Annotated in this window: 19 protein-coding genes; 17 read left to right on the top strand and 2 right to left on the bottom strand. The window is 58.6% G+C overall.

The genetic code is table 11. The annotated features are described in order from the left end of the window. Window positions 1-9 precede the first annotated feature (9 nt). The gene (locus OUO13_RS07430; RefSeq protein WP_283173235.1) at window positions 10-1,044 is read right to left on the bottom strand and encodes a type IV pilus twitching motility protein PilT; all 1,035 of its coding nucleotides are present in this window, start codon (window positions 1,042-1,044) and stop codon (window positions 10-12) included. A gap of 193 nt (window positions 1,045-1,237) precedes the next feature. On the opposite strand from OUO13_RS07430, the gene OUO13_RS07425 reads away from it, so the two are divergent. From OUO13_RS07425 to OUO13_RS07410, 4 genes are all read left to right on the top strand, one after another. Then, complete coding sequence (locus OUO13_RS07425) at window positions 1,238-1,951, top strand: YggS family pyridoxal phosphate-dependent enzyme (RefSeq protein WP_283173234.1); 714 nt, start codon at window positions 1,238-1,240, stop codon at window positions 1,949-1,951. A 60-nt stretch (window positions 1,952-2,011) separates the two neighbouring features. Continuing rightward, complete coding sequence (gene proC, locus OUO13_RS07420) at window positions 2,012-2,830, top strand: pyrroline-5-carboxylate reductase (RefSeq protein WP_283173233.1); 819 nt, start codon at window positions 2,012-2,014, stop codon at window positions 2,828-2,830. A 108-nt stretch (window positions 2,831-2,938) separates the two neighbouring features. Then, on the top strand, window positions 2,939-3,529 hold the full coding sequence (locus OUO13_RS07415; protein WP_283173232.1) for a YggT family protein: 591 nt from the start codon (window positions 2,939-2,941) through the stop codon (window positions 3,527-3,529). An 18-nt stretch (window positions 3,530-3,547) separates the two neighbouring features. Then, window positions 3,548-3,847, top strand: a complete 300-nt coding sequence (locus tag OUO13_RS07410; RefSeq protein WP_283173231.1) for a DUF167 family protein — start codon at window positions 3,548-3,550, stop codon at window positions 3,845-3,847. A 20-nt stretch (window positions 3,848-3,867) separates the two neighbouring features. Here OUO13_RS07410 and OUO13_RS07405 read toward each other — a convergent pair whose 3' ends face one another. Then, the gene (locus tag OUO13_RS07405; RefSeq protein WP_283173230.1) at window positions 3,868-4,806 is read right to left on the bottom strand and encodes a helix-turn-helix domain-containing protein; all 939 of its coding nucleotides are present in this window, start codon (window positions 4,804-4,806) and stop codon (window positions 3,868-3,870) included. A gap of 265 nt (window positions 4,807-5,071) precedes the next feature. Here OUO13_RS07405 and OUO13_RS07400 point away from each other — a divergent pair, with 265 nt between their 5' ends. The 13 genes from OUO13_RS07400 to tatC all read left to right on the top strand — a co-directional run bounded on the left by OUO13_RS07400 (window position 5,072) and on the right by tatC (window position 16,525). Next, window positions 5,072-6,517 carry an ethanolamine ammonia-lyase subunit EutB gene (locus tag OUO13_RS07400; RefSeq protein ID WP_283173229.1) on the top strand — a complete coding sequence of 482 codons (1,446 nt, stop codon included), beginning with the start codon at window positions 5,072-5,074 and terminating at the stop codon, window positions 6,515-6,517. Then, window positions 6,510-7,361 (top strand): ethanolamine ammonia-lyase subunit EutC, encoded by an 852-nt coding sequence (gene eutC / locus OUO13_RS07395; RefSeq protein WP_283173228.1) that lies wholly within the window; start codon window positions 6,510-6,512, stop codon window positions 7,359-7,361. The genes OUO13_RS07400 and eutC overlap by 8 nt, the downstream gene beginning before the upstream one ends. Window positions 7,362-7,396: 35 nt before the next feature. Beyond that, window positions 7,397-8,833 carry an ethanolamine permease gene (gene eat, locus OUO13_RS07390; protein ID WP_283173227.1) on the top strand — a complete coding sequence of 479 codons (1,437 nt, stop codon included), beginning with the start codon at window positions 7,397-7,399 and terminating at the stop codon, window positions 8,831-8,833. A gap of 101 nt (window positions 8,834-8,934) precedes the next feature. Beyond that, entirely contained in the window at window positions 8,935-10,734 is a 1,800-nt protein-coding gene (gene dauA / locus OUO13_RS07385) for a C4-dicarboxylic acid transporter DauA (RefSeq protein WP_283173226.1), read from the top strand. 27 nt (window positions 10,735-10,761) lie between these two features. Continuing rightward, on the top strand, window positions 10,762-11,511 hold the full coding sequence (gene ubiE / locus OUO13_RS07380) for a bifunctional demethylmenaquinone methyltransferase/2-methoxy-6-polyprenyl-1,4-benzoquinol methylase UbiE (RefSeq protein WP_346429341.1): 750 nt from the start codon (window positions 10,762-10,764) through the stop codon (window positions 11,509-11,511). After that, on the top strand, window positions 11,511-12,173 hold the full coding sequence (locus OUO13_RS07375) for a ubiquinone biosynthesis accessory factor UbiJ (RefSeq protein ID WP_283173224.1): 663 nt from the start codon (window positions 11,511-11,513) through the stop codon (window positions 12,171-12,173). Before ubiE ends, OUO13_RS07375 begins: the two co-directional genes overlap by 1 nt. A gap of 6 nt (window positions 12,174-12,179) precedes the next feature. Continuing rightward, window positions 12,180-13,817, top strand: coding sequence for a ubiquinone biosynthesis regulatory protein kinase UbiB (gene ubiB / locus OUO13_RS07370; protein WP_283173223.1), 1,638 nt, complete (start codon window positions 12,180-12,182; stop codon window positions 13,815-13,817). A gap of 88 nt (window positions 13,818-13,905) precedes the next feature. Then, entirely contained in the window at window positions 13,906-14,286 is a 381-nt protein-coding gene (gene hisI, locus OUO13_RS07365; RefSeq protein ID WP_283173222.1) for a phosphoribosyl-AMP cyclohydrolase, read from the top strand. Between the two features lie 37 nt (window positions 14,287-14,323). After that, window positions 14,324-14,656: a phosphoribosyl-ATP diphosphatase gene (locus OUO13_RS07360; protein ID WP_283173221.1), complete on the top strand. Its 333-nt coding sequence runs from the start codon at window positions 14,324-14,326 to the stop codon at window positions 14,654-14,656. Window positions 14,657-14,670: 14 nt separating this feature from the next. Next, on the top strand, window positions 14,671-15,003 hold the full coding sequence (locus OUO13_RS07355; RefSeq protein ID WP_283173220.1) for a histidine triad nucleotide-binding protein: 333 nt from the start codon (window positions 14,671-14,673) through the stop codon (window positions 15,001-15,003). Window positions 15,004-15,022: 19 nt separating this feature from the next. Beyond that, window positions 15,023-15,289 carry a Sec-independent protein translocase subunit TatA gene (gene tatA, locus OUO13_RS07350; RefSeq protein WP_283173219.1) on the top strand — a complete coding sequence of 89 codons (267 nt, stop codon included), beginning with the start codon at window positions 15,023-15,025 and terminating at the stop codon, window positions 15,287-15,289. Between the two features lies 1 nt (window position 15,290). Further along, complete coding sequence (gene tatB, locus OUO13_RS07345; RefSeq protein WP_283173218.1) at window positions 15,291-15,803, top strand: Sec-independent protein translocase protein TatB; 513 nt, start codon at window positions 15,291-15,293, stop codon at window positions 15,801-15,803. Then, window positions 15,800-16,525, top strand: a complete 726-nt coding sequence (gene tatC / locus OUO13_RS07340; RefSeq protein WP_283173217.1) for a twin-arginine translocase subunit TatC — start codon at window positions 15,800-15,802, stop codon at window positions 16,523-16,525. The genes tatB and tatC overlap by 4 nt, the downstream gene beginning before the upstream one ends. Window positions 16,526-16,586: the final 61 nt, after the last annotated feature.

Genomic DNA, 16,586 nt, shown 5'->3' with positions numbered 1-16,586 from the left:
CCAGCCGGATCAGAAGTTGTCCGGCACCTTGGCTTTTTCACGGGCGCCTTCACGGGTGATCAGACCACGTGCCAGCAGGTTCTTCAGCGACTGGTCCATGGTCACCATGCCGTAGGAAGCACCGGTCTGGATCGCGGAGTACATCTGCGCCACTTTGTCCTCACGGATCAGGTTTCGGATCGCCGGAGTACCAATCATGATTTCGTGAGATGCCACACGGCCACCACCCACACGCTTCAGCAGTGCCTGGGAGATTACCCCTTGCAGGGATTCCGACAGCATCGAACGCACCATGGATTTTTCGTTAGCCGGGAAAACGTCGACAATACGGTCAATCGTCTTGGCGGCGGAGGTGGTGTGCAGGGTACCGAATACCACGTGGCCGGTTTCGGCGGCGGTCAGGGCCAAACGGATGGTTTCAAGGTCACGCATCTCACCCACCAGAATCACGTCCGGGTCTTCACGCAGTGCGGAACGCAGGGCTTCGTTAAAGCCTAAGGTGTCACGGTGTACTTCACGCTGGTTGATCAGACTCTTTTTCGATTCGTGTACGAATTCGATCGGGTCTTCAATGGTGAGGATGTGGTCGTGTTTGTTGTCGTTGATGTAGTCGATCATGGCCGCCAGGGTGGTGGACTTGCCGGAACCGGTCGGGCCGGTCACCAGCACAATGCCACGTGGCACATTGGCGAGGTTCTTGAACACTTCACCCATGCCCAGCTGGTCCATGGTCAGAACCTTGGACGGAATGGTACGGAATACCGCACCGGCACCGCGGTTCTGGTTAAAGGCGTTTACACGGAAACGCGCCACACCCGGTACTTCGAACGAGAAGTCAGTCTCAAGGAATTCTTCGTAGTCCTTACGCTGTTTGTCGTTCATGATGTCGTACACCAGCGCGTGTACTTCCTTGTGGCTCAGTGGTGGCAGGTTGATCCGGCGCACGTCACCGTCGACACGAATCATCGGCGGCAAACCGGCTGACAAGTGCAAGTCCGAAGCGCCCTGCTTGGCACTGAATGCCAGCAATTCGGTAATATCCATCGCCTAAATCTCCTCTGCGGCGGCCGGGTATGTCACATGACTGTGGAGCCATCAGCAACCATCCGGACTGGCCGGAAACCTGCCACGGATATCCCGTCTGGCATGGCGCCCCGGCACAAGCTTTTATATGATCAGCACATATGGCAGCGGGCATCTGGCCCGTTGGCTCATCATCCTAAACCAAGCCGAACCAATGTCTACTATCGAAGAAAACTACATCCGGATTGACCAACGTATCAGCAACGCCTGTCACAACAGTGGTGTCGAGCGTGCACACGTACGCCTGCTGGCCGTCAGTAAAACCAAGCCGGCCAGTATGGTTCGGGAGTGTTACAACCTTGGTCAACGCTCGTTCGGTGAGAACTATCTGCAAGACGCACTCGGCAAGATGCCGGAGCTGGCCGACCTCACCGATATCGAATGGCATTTTATTGGCCCGCTGCAGTCCAACAAGACCCGCTCGGTGGCTGAACACTTTCACTGGATGGAAACGCTGGAGCGCGATCGTATCGCAACCCGTCTCAACGACCAGCGACCGGCGTCAATGCCAGCGCTGAATGTGCTGATTCAGGTGAACATCAGCGAAGAAGAGCAGAAATCCGGCGTTATGCCTGCCGACGTGGCGGCACTGGCGCAGCTGGTGAATAACTTGCCGCGCCTGTGTCTGCGCGGCCTGATGTGTATCCCTGAAGATACCGACAATCAGGAACGTCTGCGCGACCAGTTCCGGCGGATGCAGCTATTATTGGAAGAGATGCAGCAGCGCCAGCCGCTGGATTATCCGAATGCACGCCTCGATACCCTGTCGATGGGGATGTCCGGCGACCTCGAACTGGCGATTGCGGAAGGCAGTACCCAGGTGCGAATTGGCACCGACATCTTTGGTGCCCGCGACTACCACCCTTGATGTCGGCCAGACCGGCATCAAACCGTTTGCAAACGAATTAACCGTTTTTAAGGAATACGCATGAGCCAGATCGCATTTATCGGTGGCGGCAACATGGCCACCGCCATTATTGGTGGCCTTATCCGTCAGGGCGAAGTGACTGCCAACGCCATTCGCGTCAGCGACCCGGGCGAGCAGCAACGCCAGAACCTGGCCCAGAGCTTTGGGGTCCAGACGTTCGCCGATAACCTCGAAGCCGTCAGTGAAGCCGATCTGGTGATTCTGGCCGTCAAACCACAAATGATGAAAACCGTGCTGGAACCGCTGCAGGCGACCCTGTCCGCACGTCAGCCACTGATTATCTCCATTGCCGCCGGTATTACCCTGGCCAATCTGGAAAAGTGGAGCGGTTGCCGCAACCTGGTGCGTTGTATGCCCAACACCCCGGCCCTGCTGGGCGTGGGCGCAACCGGCATGGTGGCCAGTGAAGCGGTCGAAATCGAACAGCGTACGCTGGCCGATCGTCTGATGCAGGCCACCGGTATCACCGTATGGCTGAAGTCCGAACAGGAAATCGATGCCGTCACCGCCCTGTCTGGCAGTGGCCCGGCGTATTTCTTCCTGCTGATCGAAGCCATGATCGAATCCGGTGTAAAACTCGGTCTGAGTGAAGAAACCTCCCGTCAGCTGGCGCTGCAAACCGCGCTGGGTGCTGGCCAGATGGCCGCCAACGCCGATGTTGGCCCAGCCGAGCTGCGTCGTCGTGTGACCTCACCGGGCGGCACCACTGAACGTGCGATTTTCACCTTCGAAGGCGCTCACCTGCGCGACATCGTGGACGCTGCCATGCAAGCGGCCAATGATCGTGCCGGGGAACTCAATCGCCTGCTGGGTGACTGATCGTTGCAGACCGTTTCACTCTCTGAGCGGGAGCGGTCGGGCAAACCTGTCATTCATACGACAGGTTTGCTAAAAAGAAATTAACGCAACAGGCAACAGGGAATCACCATGTCTCCGTTTTCTCAGGTAGGAATTCTGCTGGTTAACTCCATCGGCAGTCTGGTCTTGCTGGTATTTATCATGCGCTTCCTGCTGCAGCTGGTACGCGCCGACTTCTACAACCCGATTTCGCAGTTTGTAGTGCGTTTTTCCAACCCGCTGCTGATACCACTGCGTCGGGTAATTCCGGGCTTTGGTGGCCTCGACATCGCTTCGCTGGTGCTGGCCTACGGCTCACAGCTGCTGCTGATGGCGCTGATTCTGGTGATTGTTGGTCAACCCGGTATTCCGTGGATGAACCTGGTGATCTGGGCCGGCGTGGGCCTGCTGTCGCTGCTGGTGAAGATCTACTTCTGGGGCATGATCATTATGGTGATTGCGTCCTGGATCGCCCCGAACAGCTACAACCCGATGCTGATTCTGGTGAACCAGATTCTGGAACCGCTGATTCGCCCGGTGCGTCAGCGTATGCCAGACCTGGGTGGCCTCGATCTGTCACCGATTGTGGTGTTCCTGATCATCCAGATTTTCGAAATCCTGATCCTCAACCCGCTGGCGATGATGACCTCAATGCCACGGGGTCTGGCCATCGGTTTCTGATCTGATCCGGTCTGATTGATGACGATGTTCTTTCAGTGGCAGGGCGAGGATCTGGTCCTCACCTGCCATCTGCAGCCCAATGCCAGCAAGGATGATTTTGCCGGTTTGCACGGCGAGGCACTCAAGGTGCGGATTCAGGCCCAGCCGATCGAAGGCAAGGCCAACGCCGCGCTGGTGAAGTTTCTGGCCAAACAGTTTGGCGTCAGCAAGTCGGCGGTGGATATCCTCAGTGGTGAACTCAATCGCCACAAGCGGGTAAAAATCACGACCCCGGCGCGTATCCCGGACGCCTTGCAGGAATGGCTGGGCAGCCGTTAAGAAATCCGAACCCCGTCCACTCAGCTTTCGCCGTTCTGACTGGCCCGCTCGCGGGTAGTCGACGGGCTTTCCCCAAACAGATCCCGATAATCCCGCGCAAATTCCCCCGGATGCCAGAAGCCCCAGCTGGCAGCAATAGTCGCCAGTGGTCGCCAGTCGGCTTCCGCCATCGGTGTGGATAACTGCCGCCGTACACCGTTAAGACGCACCAGTCGCAAGAAGCGTAACGGGCTGATGCCCATCACCGATTCAAAGCTGTATTGCAGGGTACGGCGGCTGACATGCACCCGTTCGCAGAGATCCGTAATGGTCAGAACCTCGTCCGGATGAGCCCGCACGTATTCGCGCACCTGATCCACCACCTGTTTGCGACGCCCATGAGAAGGCGCTTCGGCGGCCCTGGCATCCGAGCCCTGTAACCAGTCGAGCACCCGACCGAGCATCAATTCCTGCTGCAAGCGCGCTGGCACCCCGCTGCCACCTGCGGCGGCCATCGCCAGCAAACGCCCGAGATCCTGACGCAAGGCCTGTAATCGCTGCGGATCACCACCGCGCCGTGGTGCCAACCACCAGTCTTCTGACCATTCAATACCCTGCAGTTCAGCCTGCCGTTGTAGTTCAGCCTGCCGCACCACAATGCCGTAGATATCAAAGTGGTCCGGGGTCAGCAGTTCAAAGTCGAGATTACCGGGGCGACACATCACTTCCGACGCCGCCACGGTTTCACCATTGATGCGGCATTCCTGTGGATTCACCGCCAGCCCCAGCCATAACGAATCGGGCCAGACATTACATTGCTGGCGCAGGGCATGGCTGGTGTGTTCGGTAAACAGCTGCAAATCCGGCAGCACCAGCTCGTCAATACGACCATAAAAGCGGCCGCTGCCGAGCTGGTCGTACTGCTGCTGCCAGTCACGCAGGTTATGAGCGTGTTCGTCAGCGTCCTGCGCTTCGGTCACGCACCAATCCGGTGCCTGCGATGCTTGCTGTTGGTGCTCCACGGCCGTCAAAACTCCGCTGCGTTTTGCCCCGTGCTCATTCACAGGGCCTGATTATGAAGATAACTCATTGAATGCTATCGGAAATTTCAAGTTTGCCAAAATCCGATAGTGATCCGGAACAGGGTTGGCATCAATGAACACACGATCAATCAGTACGAATGAGCAAGTCCTGTTCCCCGGCCACCCGCACGGTCGGCAACAGGCAACTTGCCTGGAGACTCACATGCACAAGGCCTATCGATATTCACTGGGCGGCAAAACCTGGGAATTTCGCAACCTCGGCGAGCTGATGGCACGCGCCACCCCGGCTCGCTCCGGCGACCGCCTCGCCGGTGTGATTGCCCGCTCTGCCGAGGAACGGGCAATCGCCCAGATGGCATTGGCCGAGGTACCGCTGAAGAATTTCCTCAACGAAGCGCTGGTGCCTTATGAGCTGGACGAAATCACCCGCCTGATCATCGATGATCACGACCCGATTGCGTTTGCGCCGATTTCCCACCTGACCGTTGGCGATTTCCGTAACTGGCTGCTGTCCGACCACGCCACCAGCGACGTGCTGGCGTTTATCCGCGCCGGTGTGACCCCGGAAATGGCCGCCGCCGTCAGCAAGATCATGCGCAACCAGGACCTGATTCTGGTGGCGCAGAAGTGCCGGGTGATCACCGCCTTCCGCAGCACCATCGGTCTGGCCAAACGCCTGTCGACCCGTCTGCAACCGAACCACCCGACCGACGATATGAACGGTATTGCCGCCAGCATGCTCGACGGCCTGCTGTACGGCAGTGGTGATGCGGTGATTGGTATCAACCCGGCCACCGACAACGTGGCGCAGGCAACCCGCCTGATGAAGATGATGGACGAGGTGATCCGCAAGTACGAGATCCCTACCCAGTCATGCGTCCTGACTCACGTGACCAACACGCTGGAATGTATCGAACAGGGCGCACCGGTGGATCTGGTGTTCCAGTCGATTGGCGGCACCGAGGCAACCAACAGCAGTTTCGGTTTTAACCTCGCCACCCTGGCCGAAGCCGAACAGGCGGCGCTGTCGCTAAAGCGCGGCACTGTTGGCAACAACGTTATGTATTTCGAAACCGGACAGGGCAGCGCCCTGTCGGCCAACGCTCACCATGGCCTCGACCAGCAAACCTGTGAAGCCCGTGCTTACGCCGTGGCGCGCAAGTTCAACCCGCTGCTGGTTAACACCGTGGTTGGTTTTATCGGCCCTGAGTACCTGTTCGACGGCAAAGAAATCATCCGCGCCGGTCTGGAAGACCACTTCTGCGCCAAGTTGCTGGGCCTGCCGATGGGCTGTGACGTCTGTTACACCAACCACGCCGAAGCCGACCAGAACGACATGGACAACCTGCTGACCCTGCTGGCCACCGCCGGTTGTTCCTTTGTGATGGGCATCCCTGGCTCCGACGACATCATGCTCAATTACCAGACCACCTCGTTCCACGACGCCCTCTACGCACGCCGGGTGCTGGGCCTGAGCCCGTCACCGGAGTTCGAAGCCTGGCTGGAAAACATGCAGATCATGACCAACGCCGCCGGTGCCCGTCTCAACGATCACCTGCCACCAGCGTTCAGCAGTTCCCTGCAGGCGCTGCCTGCGGTTAACAGTTCATCAGAATCCGACACTGCGGAGGGCCGTCGTCATGGTTAATCAGCCAGAAGACTGGAATGGCGTGGTGGATAACCCGTGGCGACGTCTGCGCAGCTACACCGCTGCCCGTATTGGCCTGGGTCGCAGTGGTGTCAGCCTGCCCACCCGTGAACTGCTGGAATTCCAGCTCGCTCACGCCCGTGCCCGCGATGCGGTGCATACCCCGCTGGATCTTGATGGCATCACGTTGCAACTGGAACAACTGGCGGCCGACCAGCCGCTGCTGAACCCGGCGCTGCCGTTACACCTGCACAGCGAAGCCGTTGACCGTATGACCTATCTGCAGCGCCCGGACCTTGGCCGTCGCCTCAGTGAAGCGTCCCGCGTGTTGCTGCAACAAGAGCAGGAACAGGACAACGTCAGCGAACCCTACGATCTCGCGCTGGTAATCGCTGATGGTCTGTCGGCCACCGCGATTGCCCACAACGCCGTGCTCTTTATCCGTGAACTGGCCAGCGCCATGGCCAGCAGTGAACACCGCTGGCGTCTGGCGCCGATCAGTCTGGTGCAACAGGGCCGGGTCGCCATTGGTGACGACATCGGTGAATTGTTAAACGCCCGCACGGTGCTGGTGCTGATTGGTGAACGTCCAGGCCTCAGCTCACCGGACAGTCTCGGTCTGTACCTGACCTGGAATCCACACCGCGGCCTCACCGACGCCTGGCGTAACTGTATTTCCAACGTCCGCCCGGAAGGCCTCAACCATCCGGAAGCGGCCCGCAAGGCGCTGTATCTGCTCAGCGAAGCCCGTCGTCTGCAACTGTCCGGGGTCAACCTCAAGGACCGCAGTGACGACACGCCGCTGGAACAACAACACGAATCCGGAAGTTTTCTGCTCGGTTGATGCCGGGTCACTTTATCCACAAGAGGTAGCCACTTATGTCTGCATCCCATCAGGAATATCTCGCCAAACGGCAACTCAAGAAAGGCACCGCCGGCTGGGTTCTGCTCGCCGGTCTGGGTGTGTCTTACGTTATTTCCGGCGACTTCGCCGGTTGGAACTTCGGTATTGCCCAGGCCGGTTGGGGTGGTTTTGCCATCGCCGCAGTGCTGATGGCGATCATGTACTTCACGCTGGTGTTGTCGCTGGCGGAAATGTCGGCGGCCATTCCGGCTGCTGGTGGCGGTTACAGCTTTGCCCGTCAGGCCATGGGCCCGGCGGGTGGTTATATGACGGGTCTGGCAGTCCTGATTGAATACGCGCTGGCACCCGCTGCCATTGTGATTTTTATCGGTTCCGCCGTGGAATCCCTGATCGGGGTTAACGGCCCGTGGGTCTACGCGGCGTTTTATCTGGTGTTTGTGGGGATTCACCTGGCCGGTGCCGGTGAAGCCCTGAAAGTGATGATGGTGATCAGCGCCCTCGCTGTGCTGGCGATTGTGGGCACCGCCTTCGCGCTGGTTCCACACTTCGAAAGCAGCCATCTGTTTGATATCGCCAGCGCCGAAACCGGTAACAACTTCATGCCGATGGGCTGGATTGGTGTGTGGTCAGCCCTGCCGTTCGCCATGTGGCTGTTCCTGGCGGTAGAAGGTTTACCACTGGCCGCTGAAGAAGCCCGTGATCCTGCTCGTGACGTACCACGCGGTATCATCGGTGCCATGCTGTTCCTGCTGGTCAGCGCCCTGCTGGTAGTGGTGCTGGTGCCAGGTGCAGCCGGTGCGGAAGCCATGGGGGCCAGCGCAGTACCTCTGGTGGATGCCCTGAATGCTACCGGTAATCATCAGCTGGCGACTCTGGTAAACGTGCTGGCGCTGGTGGGTCTGGTCGCTTCGTTCTTCTCCATCATCTACGGTTACAGCCGTCTGGTGTTTGCCCTGTCACGTGCCGGTTACCTGCCACAATCCTGGTCTGTTACCACTGAACGCAAGGTGCCAGCCCGTGCCCTGATCATTCCGGGTGTGTTCGGTTTCCTGTGCTCCCTGACCGGTGAAGGTGACCTGATGCTGGCAATGGCAGTAGTTGGTGCCACGGTGTCCTACGCCCTGATGGCACTGAGCCACATCCTGCTGCGTCTGCGTGCACCGAACCTGCCACGTCCGTACAAGACTCCAGGCGGCATGTTCACCTCCGGTATCGCCCTGCTGCTGTCACTGGTGGCCCTGACCGGTGTTTACGCCTTCGATCCACGCGCCTTTATGTACACGCTGGTGCTGTTTGTAGTGGGTGCCGCCTGGTTCTTCGGTTACAGCAAGAACCATCTGGTTGCCAAATCAGCCGACGAAGAGTTCGCCATGCTGGCTGCTGCCCAATCGGATCTGGATACCAGCGAAACCCCGACTGCCAGCATGAACACGGCAAGTCAGGTAGCCTGAAACCGGACAAAGGCTAACAACTCCGACATTTGTCTGAGCTGAGCCTCCAGAACACAGAGACGGAGTACAATCTCCGTCTCTGTTCTTGTTTCGGGGGCGTTATGGCACACCGTGCCCATCTGTTTTCCCTGCGTGTGGGTGATGCCCTGCGCCAGTCCTGCCTCGAACGTCCTTACGGCAGCCGCCAGTTACGCGGTGATCTGATCGCCGGTATCACAGTGGGGATTATTGCGATTCCGCTGTCGATGGCGCTGGCCATTGCCAGTGGTGTTCCCCCCCAACACGGTTTGTACACCGCCATGATCGCCGGTCTGGTGATTGCTCTCACGGGCGGCTCGCGCTTCAGCATTTCCGGTCCGACCGCAGCGTTTGTGGTGATCCTGCTGCCCATTGCCCAGCAATTTGGCCTCGGCGGCCTGTTGATGGCGACGTTGTTGTCCGGCCTGATTATGATCGCCATGGCATTGGCCCGACTTGGCCGTCTGATTGAATACATCCCGGAAGCGGTCACCCTCGGTTTTACCGCCGGTATCGCCATCGTGATTGCGACCCTGCAGGTCGATGACTTTCTCGGGCTGGGCCTGGGGCCGTTGTCTGGCCATTACTGGCACAAGGCCGGGCATTTATTGGCTTCACTCGGCCAGACCCAATGGCCCAGTGCCCTTACCGGCGCCGTAACCCTGTTAACCCTGATCCTGTGGAAACGCACCGGCATTGCTCTGCCACCGCATTTGCCCGCCTTGCTGGTCGGCACCGGGCTGGCGCTGTTGCTGGCGACCAATGGCCATGAGCAGGCCACCATAGGTTCACGTTTTACCTTCAGTTGGCCCGACGGCTCGGCTGGTCAGGGGATTCCACCGTTCTGGCCGGAATTTGTCTTGCCCTGGAACATGCCCGGCCCGGACGGCCAGACCGTACATTGGGGCTGGAACAACCTGCAGGCGCTGTTACCAGCAGCGTTTTCGATTGCCATGCTGGGAGCCATCGAGTCGCTGCTGTGTGCCGTGGTGCTGGATGGCATGACCAACAGCCGCCACAGCGCCAACAGCGAATTGCTGGGACAAGGGCTCGGCAATCTGCTGGTGCCGTTTTTTGGCGGCATCACCGCCACCGCCGCTATCGCCCGCTCGGCCGCCAACTATCGGGCCGGAGCCAGTTCACCACTGGCAGCCGTGATTCATGCACTGGTGGTGATGGCCGGTCTGTTATTGCTGGCACCGGTACTGGCACAGTTGCCGATGGCGGCGATGGCCGCCTTGTTGTTACTGGTGGCCTGGAATATCTCCGAGGCCGACAAGCTGCTGCACTTCATCAAAACCGCACCGCGCCACGACATTCTGGTGATGCTCACCTGTCTGGGCCTGACCGTGCTGTTTGATATGGTGATCGCCATTGCCGTGGGAATTGTGCTGGCCGCGCTGCTGTTTATGCAGAACGTCGCCGAAATGACCCGCGTCAGTGATGTCAGCACTCACTCGCGCCTGATCAACGAACCACTGCCGGAAGGCTGGCAGGTCTTCAAGATCAACGGGCCGCTGTTTTTTGCCGCCGCCGACCGCATTTTTGCCGAACTGACCCTGATGATCCGCGCCGATGGCCATCAGCGTCAGGGCATTATCCTGTATCTCGATGGCGTTACCCTGCTGGATGCCGGAGGCCTTGCCGCCATGAGTCGCTTTATCGACGAAGCCCGCCGTCAGCAGATGCAGATCATCCTCACCGATCTGCAATTCCAGCCGCTGCGGGCGCTGGCGCGCTCAGGTCTGAGTGCGGCAACCGATGTGCTGGGGGCTGCTCCGACGCTGGCCGATGCCCTGCAACGCCTGAACAATCGTGCGCCAGTAGCGGATGGCACTCTGAATTCCGATCCAGCGCAAGACATCCGGCCCCTGCATGGCTAAAATGGCCCACCACGTCTGGAGGTGCTCATGTCCGTAGAAAAAACCACACACTTTGGCTACAAGACCGTTGCCACTGAAGAAAAGCAGGCAATGGTGGCCGATGTATTCCACTCGGTAGCAGCCAAGTACGACCTGATGAACGACCTGATGTCCTTCGGGGTTCACCGTCTGTGGAAGCGTGTGACCATCGACATGAGCGGCGTTCGCCCGGGCAACCGCGTGCTGGATCTGGCTGGTGGTACCGGCGACCTGACCCGTCAGTTCTCGAAAATTGTCGGCCCGACCGGCAAGGTGATTCTGGCCGACATCAACTCCTCCATGCTCAACGTTGGCCGTGATCGTCTGACCGACCAGGGTTACGTGGGCAATATCGAATACGTACAAGCCAACGCCGAAGCCCTGCCGTTCGAAGACAACAGCTTCGACGTCATCACCATCGCCTTTGGTCTGCGCAACGTTACCGACAAGGACGCCGCGCTGCGTTCCATGACCCGTTGCCTGAAGCCGGGCGGCCGTTTGCTGGTGCTGGAATTCTCCAAACCGACCAACCCGCTGATGAGCAAGGCCTACGACCTGTACTCCTTCACCGCGCTGCCATTCATGGGCAAGCTGGTCGCCAACGACAGTGAAAGTTACAAGTACCTGGCGGAATCCATCCGTATGCACCCGGATCAGGAAACCCTGAAGGGCATGATGGAAGAAGCCGGTCTGACCCGTTGCACCTACCACAACATGACCAGTGGTGTGGTGGCTCTGCACCGCGGAATCAAACCCTGATGCTGGAATCCCTGTTCTCCCGTTTGCCATTGCTGGGGCAGGCTCTGTGCCTGCCGTGGGAACTGGCCATCAATCAGGCCCTGCGCCATGATCCGGCGACCCTGCAGGCCCTGCGCCCGCTGGCTGGCCGTCTGGTCTGCCTGAGTGTGCCGGGGCTGACCCGCCTGTATGTGCGTATCCTGCCGGAAGGCATCAGCCTCAGTGTGAATGGCCAGCAGGAACAGGACGAAGCCATCGACCTGCTGCTGATTGGCAGTCTGGCCGATTTTGCGGCGCTGGCCAGTGCCAGCGACAAAACCACCGCCATGATGAGCGGCCCGTTGTTGCTTGATGGTGACACCGACCTCGCCGCCCGCCTGAGCCGTATCGCCAGCCATCTGGATGTCGATTGGGAAGCCATGCTGCAGCCCTTCACCGGCGCGGTGTTGGCTCACCAGATTGGTGAATCGGTGCGTGGACTGGTCAGCCGTGGCCGCGAAACCGCCGCCACCCTGCACAGCGCCAGCCGTGACTACATGCGTGATGAAGCCGGTCTCGTAACCCCATCCGTATTACTCGAACAGTTCGCCGCCGGGGTTGATGACCTGCGTCTGGCCACTGACCGTCTTGAAGCCCGCATCCAGCAACTGGAACTGGCGCGTAATCCTTCTGCCGGAGAATAAACCACCGTGTCGCGTCTCTGGCGTTTGTGGAAAATCCTGTTTGTATTCAGCCGTTACCGTCTGGATGACCTGCTGCCCCTGCACCACCTGCCGCTGAGCCTGCGTGTTCTGCTGTGGCTGGCGCCGTGGCGTCTGAGCCCGGTTCCGGCACGCCTGACCCGTGGTGAACGCTTACGTCTGGCACTCGAAGCCCTCGGCCCGATTTTTATCAAGTTCGGCCAGATTCTCTCGACTCGCCCGGACCTGATTCCCGACGACATCGTGCTGGAATTAAAACGCCTGCAAGACCGGGTGCCCCCCTTCCCGGAAGATCAGGCCATTGCCCTGATCGAAGCGCAGCTGGGCAAATCCGTACACGAGCTGTTTGATAATTTCTCCAGCACCCCACTGGCCTCGGCCTCGATTGCCCAGGTGCACACCGCACGCCTGCCCAACGGCAAGGATGTGGTGGTCAAGGTGGTGCGTCCCGGTATCGAAAAAACCATCGAACGCGACCTGCAACTTCTGGAAACCATGGCCCGCCTGGCCGTGGCCTACTCCGCTGAAGCCCGACGCCTGAAACCGATGGAAGTGGTGGAAGACTACCGTCACACCATTTATGGCGAGCTGAACCTGCAGATTGAAGCCTCCAACGCCACCCAGCTGCGTCGCAACTTCCTCGACTCCGGCCTGCTGTACGTACCGGAAGTGTACTGGGAATACACCCGCAGCAAGGTGATGACCAGCGAACGTATCTACGGTGTACCGGTTGCCAACATCGACGAACTGCGCGCCCAGGGCACCAACATGAAACTGCTGGCCGAACGTGGTGTGGAGATTTTCTTCACCCAGGTGTTCCGCGACAGCTTTTTCCATGCCGACATGCACCCCGGCAACATCTTTGTCTCCCGCGAGAACCCGCAGAACCCGCAATACATCGGCATCGACTGTGGCATCGTTGGCAGCCTGACCGAAGAAGACCAGCACTATCTGGCCATGAACCTGCTGGCGTTTTTTAACCGCGACTACTACCAGGTTGCGCAGTTACACGTTGATTCCGGCTGGGTGCCAGCCACCACCAAGGTGCACGAACTGGCCGCCGCCATTCGTGCCGTACTGGAACCGATTTTCGAAAAGCCGCTGGCCGAGATTTCCTTCGGACAGGTGCTGATCCAGCTGTTCAGCACCGCCCGCCGCTTTAACATGGAAGTGCAGCCGCAACTGGTGCTGTTGCAGAAAACCCTGCTTAACATCGAGGGGCTGGGTCGTCAGCTGTACCCGCAACTGGACCTGTGGAGCACTGCCAAGCCGTATCTGGAACGCTGGATGCGCGACCGTTTTGGCCCCAAAGCCGCCTTCCAGGAACTCAAACGCCAACTGCCATCCTGGATCGAAAAAGCGCCGAAGATGCCAGCCCTGTTGCACGGTGCCCTCACCCGTATCAACCATATGGACGAGAACCAGCAATCGCTGCAGCGTGAAATTGTTGCCCTGCGCCAGGCACTGGAAGAACAGAGCCGCCAGAAGCGTCAGCAGAATCTGGCCATGCTGGTATCCGCCAGTGGTCTGTTCACCTGGTGGCAAGCCTACGCGTTGGGCATTCCCGACAGTATCGGGCTCAGCATTCTCGGATTCGGAATCTTGTGGTTCCTGATCAAGGGCTAGCGGCCAGGCTGCTGCCCTACCACGAAGCGGGTCGTTGCGTTATGCTCCGGCCCCTGTAACTAGACGATTTGAAAGAGATACGCGCCCTATGAGCAACTGGCTCGACGCTGTTAAATGGGACGATAACGGACTGGTCCCGGCCATTGCCCAGGACTGGAAAACCGGCCGCATCCTGATGATGGCCTGGATGAACCGCGAAGCCCTGCAACTGACCGTGCAGGAAAACCGCGCCATCTATTACAGCCGCTCCCGCCAGAAACTGTGGCGCAAGGGTGAAGAGTCTGGCCACGTCCAGCAGCTGCACGAAGTCCGCCTTGATTGCGATGCCGACGTGATTGTGCTGCAAGTGGAACAGATTGGCGGTATTGCTTGTCATACCGGCCGCGAAAGCTGCTTCTATCAGGTTTGGCAGGATGGCGACTGGGTCAGTGTTGATCCGGTTTTGAAAGACCCGAAAGACATTTACTGATCCGCCCCAGCATTCATCAACAGAGCAGTGCCTGATTATGAGCGAAATCCTGACCGCCCTCGGCGACATTCTTGAACAGCGCAAGGGCGCATCCCCGGACTCTTCCTATGTGGCCAGCCTGTACCACAAGGGTCTGAACAAGATTCTGGAAAAAGTGGGTGAAGAAGCCACCGAAACCATTCTGGCCGCCAAGGATGCCGAGCGCAGTGGCGACAACTCTGACGTGATCTACGAAACCGCTGATCTCTGGTTCCACTCTCTGGTGGCACTGGCGCAACTGGGCGAACGCCCGGAAGCGGTGCTGAACGAACTGGCACGTCGTTTTGATATTTCCGGCCTCGAAGAAAAGGCCTCCCGCAGCGCCCAATAAGGCCGGAGACAGCCATGTCCGACTGTATTTTCTGCAAGATCGTGGCCGGCCAGATTCCGGCCAGCAAGGTCTACGAAGACAGCGATTTTCTTGCTTTCCGGGACATTGCCCCGAAAGCCGATACCCACCTGCTGCTGATTCCGAAACGCCATATCGTTAACCTCAACGATATCAACGCTGCTGACGAAGCCCTGCTGGGACGCCTGCTGCTGACCATCCCGAACATTGCAGCCGCAGAAGGACTGGCCGGATACCGCACCATCACCAATACCGGTGTTGAAGGTGGCCAGGAAGTTTTCCACATGCATTTCCATATCCTCGGCGGCGACCAGCTGCCAGGATTCTGATGACTAACGAGGTTTTATCATGATTGGCGGTATCAGCATCTGGCAATTGCTCATCATTCTGGCGATTGTCATTGTGATTTTCGGCACCAAAAAACTGCGCAACCTGGGTGGCGACCTCGGTGGTGCCATCAAGAACTTCAAATCGGCCATGAACGAAGGCGAAAAGCCGGTAGACAAGACCGAAACTCCGGTCGACACCAACGCTGACCAGCGTCTGATCCAGAATAGCAACGACCAGCGTAAAGACGCTGATTTCAGCAACCAGAAAGACCAGAACCGCAGCTGATATGTTTGATATCGGTTTTTCAGAACTGCTGCTGATTGGCGTGCTGGGCCTGATTGTACTGGGCCCGGAAAAACTGCCCGGCGCAGCCCGTACCCTTGGCCTGCTGATTGGCCGCGCCCGCCGTACCATCAATGGCTTCCAGGATGAACTGGAACGTCAGGTACGCGCTGAGGAGCTGCGTGAAAAACTGAAAGACCCATATGCCACCTTCCTGAATCCGGAAGAAGAGGCACAGCGTCGTCAGGCCGAAGCCATGAGCAATAACCCGGCAGCGGCCAGCCCAGCGACTGCAGCCAGTGCTGACCCGGTTGTGAATACCGGCACGGCATTTGGTACGACCACCCATACGATCAACACCAGCACCAGCAACACCAGCACGATCACCGCGACCACGGATGCCTCGGCTGCAACCACTGCCAGCAGCCACACCGGCGCAGCAACGGCTGCCGATACTCCCAACACCATCCAGGTCACGCCGACCATTCGTTCCCAGGATAACCAGCCAGCATCATGACCCAGGATCAGGAACAGCCGCTTATTTCCCATCTGATTGAACTGCGTAACCGCCTTCTGAAAGTTGTTCTGGTGGTGGCCGTGCTGTTTATCGGGCTGTTTCTGTTTGCCAATGATCTCTACCTGATTCTGGTCAAACCACTGTCGGCACTGCTGGAAAACCACGGCCAGATGATTGCCACCGGCGTTGCCTCCCCCTTTCTGGTGCCGATCAAGCTGACCTCGGTGATGGCCGTTCTGCTGGCCATGCCGTACATGCTGCATCAGGCCTGGGGCTTTATTTCTCCGGGGCTGTACCAGAATGAAAAGAAATTCGCGGTGCCACTGCTGGTGTCCAGCGTGGTGCTGTTTTATGCCGGTGTTTCCTTTGCCTACTTTGTGGTGCTGCCCATTGCCTTCGGTTTCTTCACGCTGGCTGGCCCACAAGGCATCTCGATCATGCCGGATATCACCAATATCCTCGATTTCTGCCTGAACATGTTTTTTGCCTTCGGTTTTGCCTTCGAGATTCCGGTGGCCACCTTCCTGCTGGTACTGACCGGAATTACCTCGGTCGAAGCGCTGGCAGAAAAACGTTCCTATATTTTCCTCGGCTGTTTTGTGGTCGGTATGCTGGTGACACCACCGGATGTTTTTTCACAAACCATTCTGGCCCTGCCGATGTACGCCCTGTTTGAACTGGGTGTTATTGCATCACGTGTTATCAAAACCGAAGAAGACTGATCCATCCGGCACAGCTGTGCCGTTCTGACGCTGGCAGCCGCGCCATAGCCTGTTAAACTGG

Source organism: Parathalassolituus penaei, assembly GCF_026626885.1.
GTDB classification, from domain to species: domain Bacteria; phylum Pseudomonadota; class Gammaproteobacteria; order Pseudomonadales; family Oceanobacteraceae; genus Oceanobacter; species Oceanobacter penaei.
The sequence above is the reverse complement of the archived record's forward strand: the minus strand, read 5'-3'. Positions and strand labels throughout refer to the sequence as shown.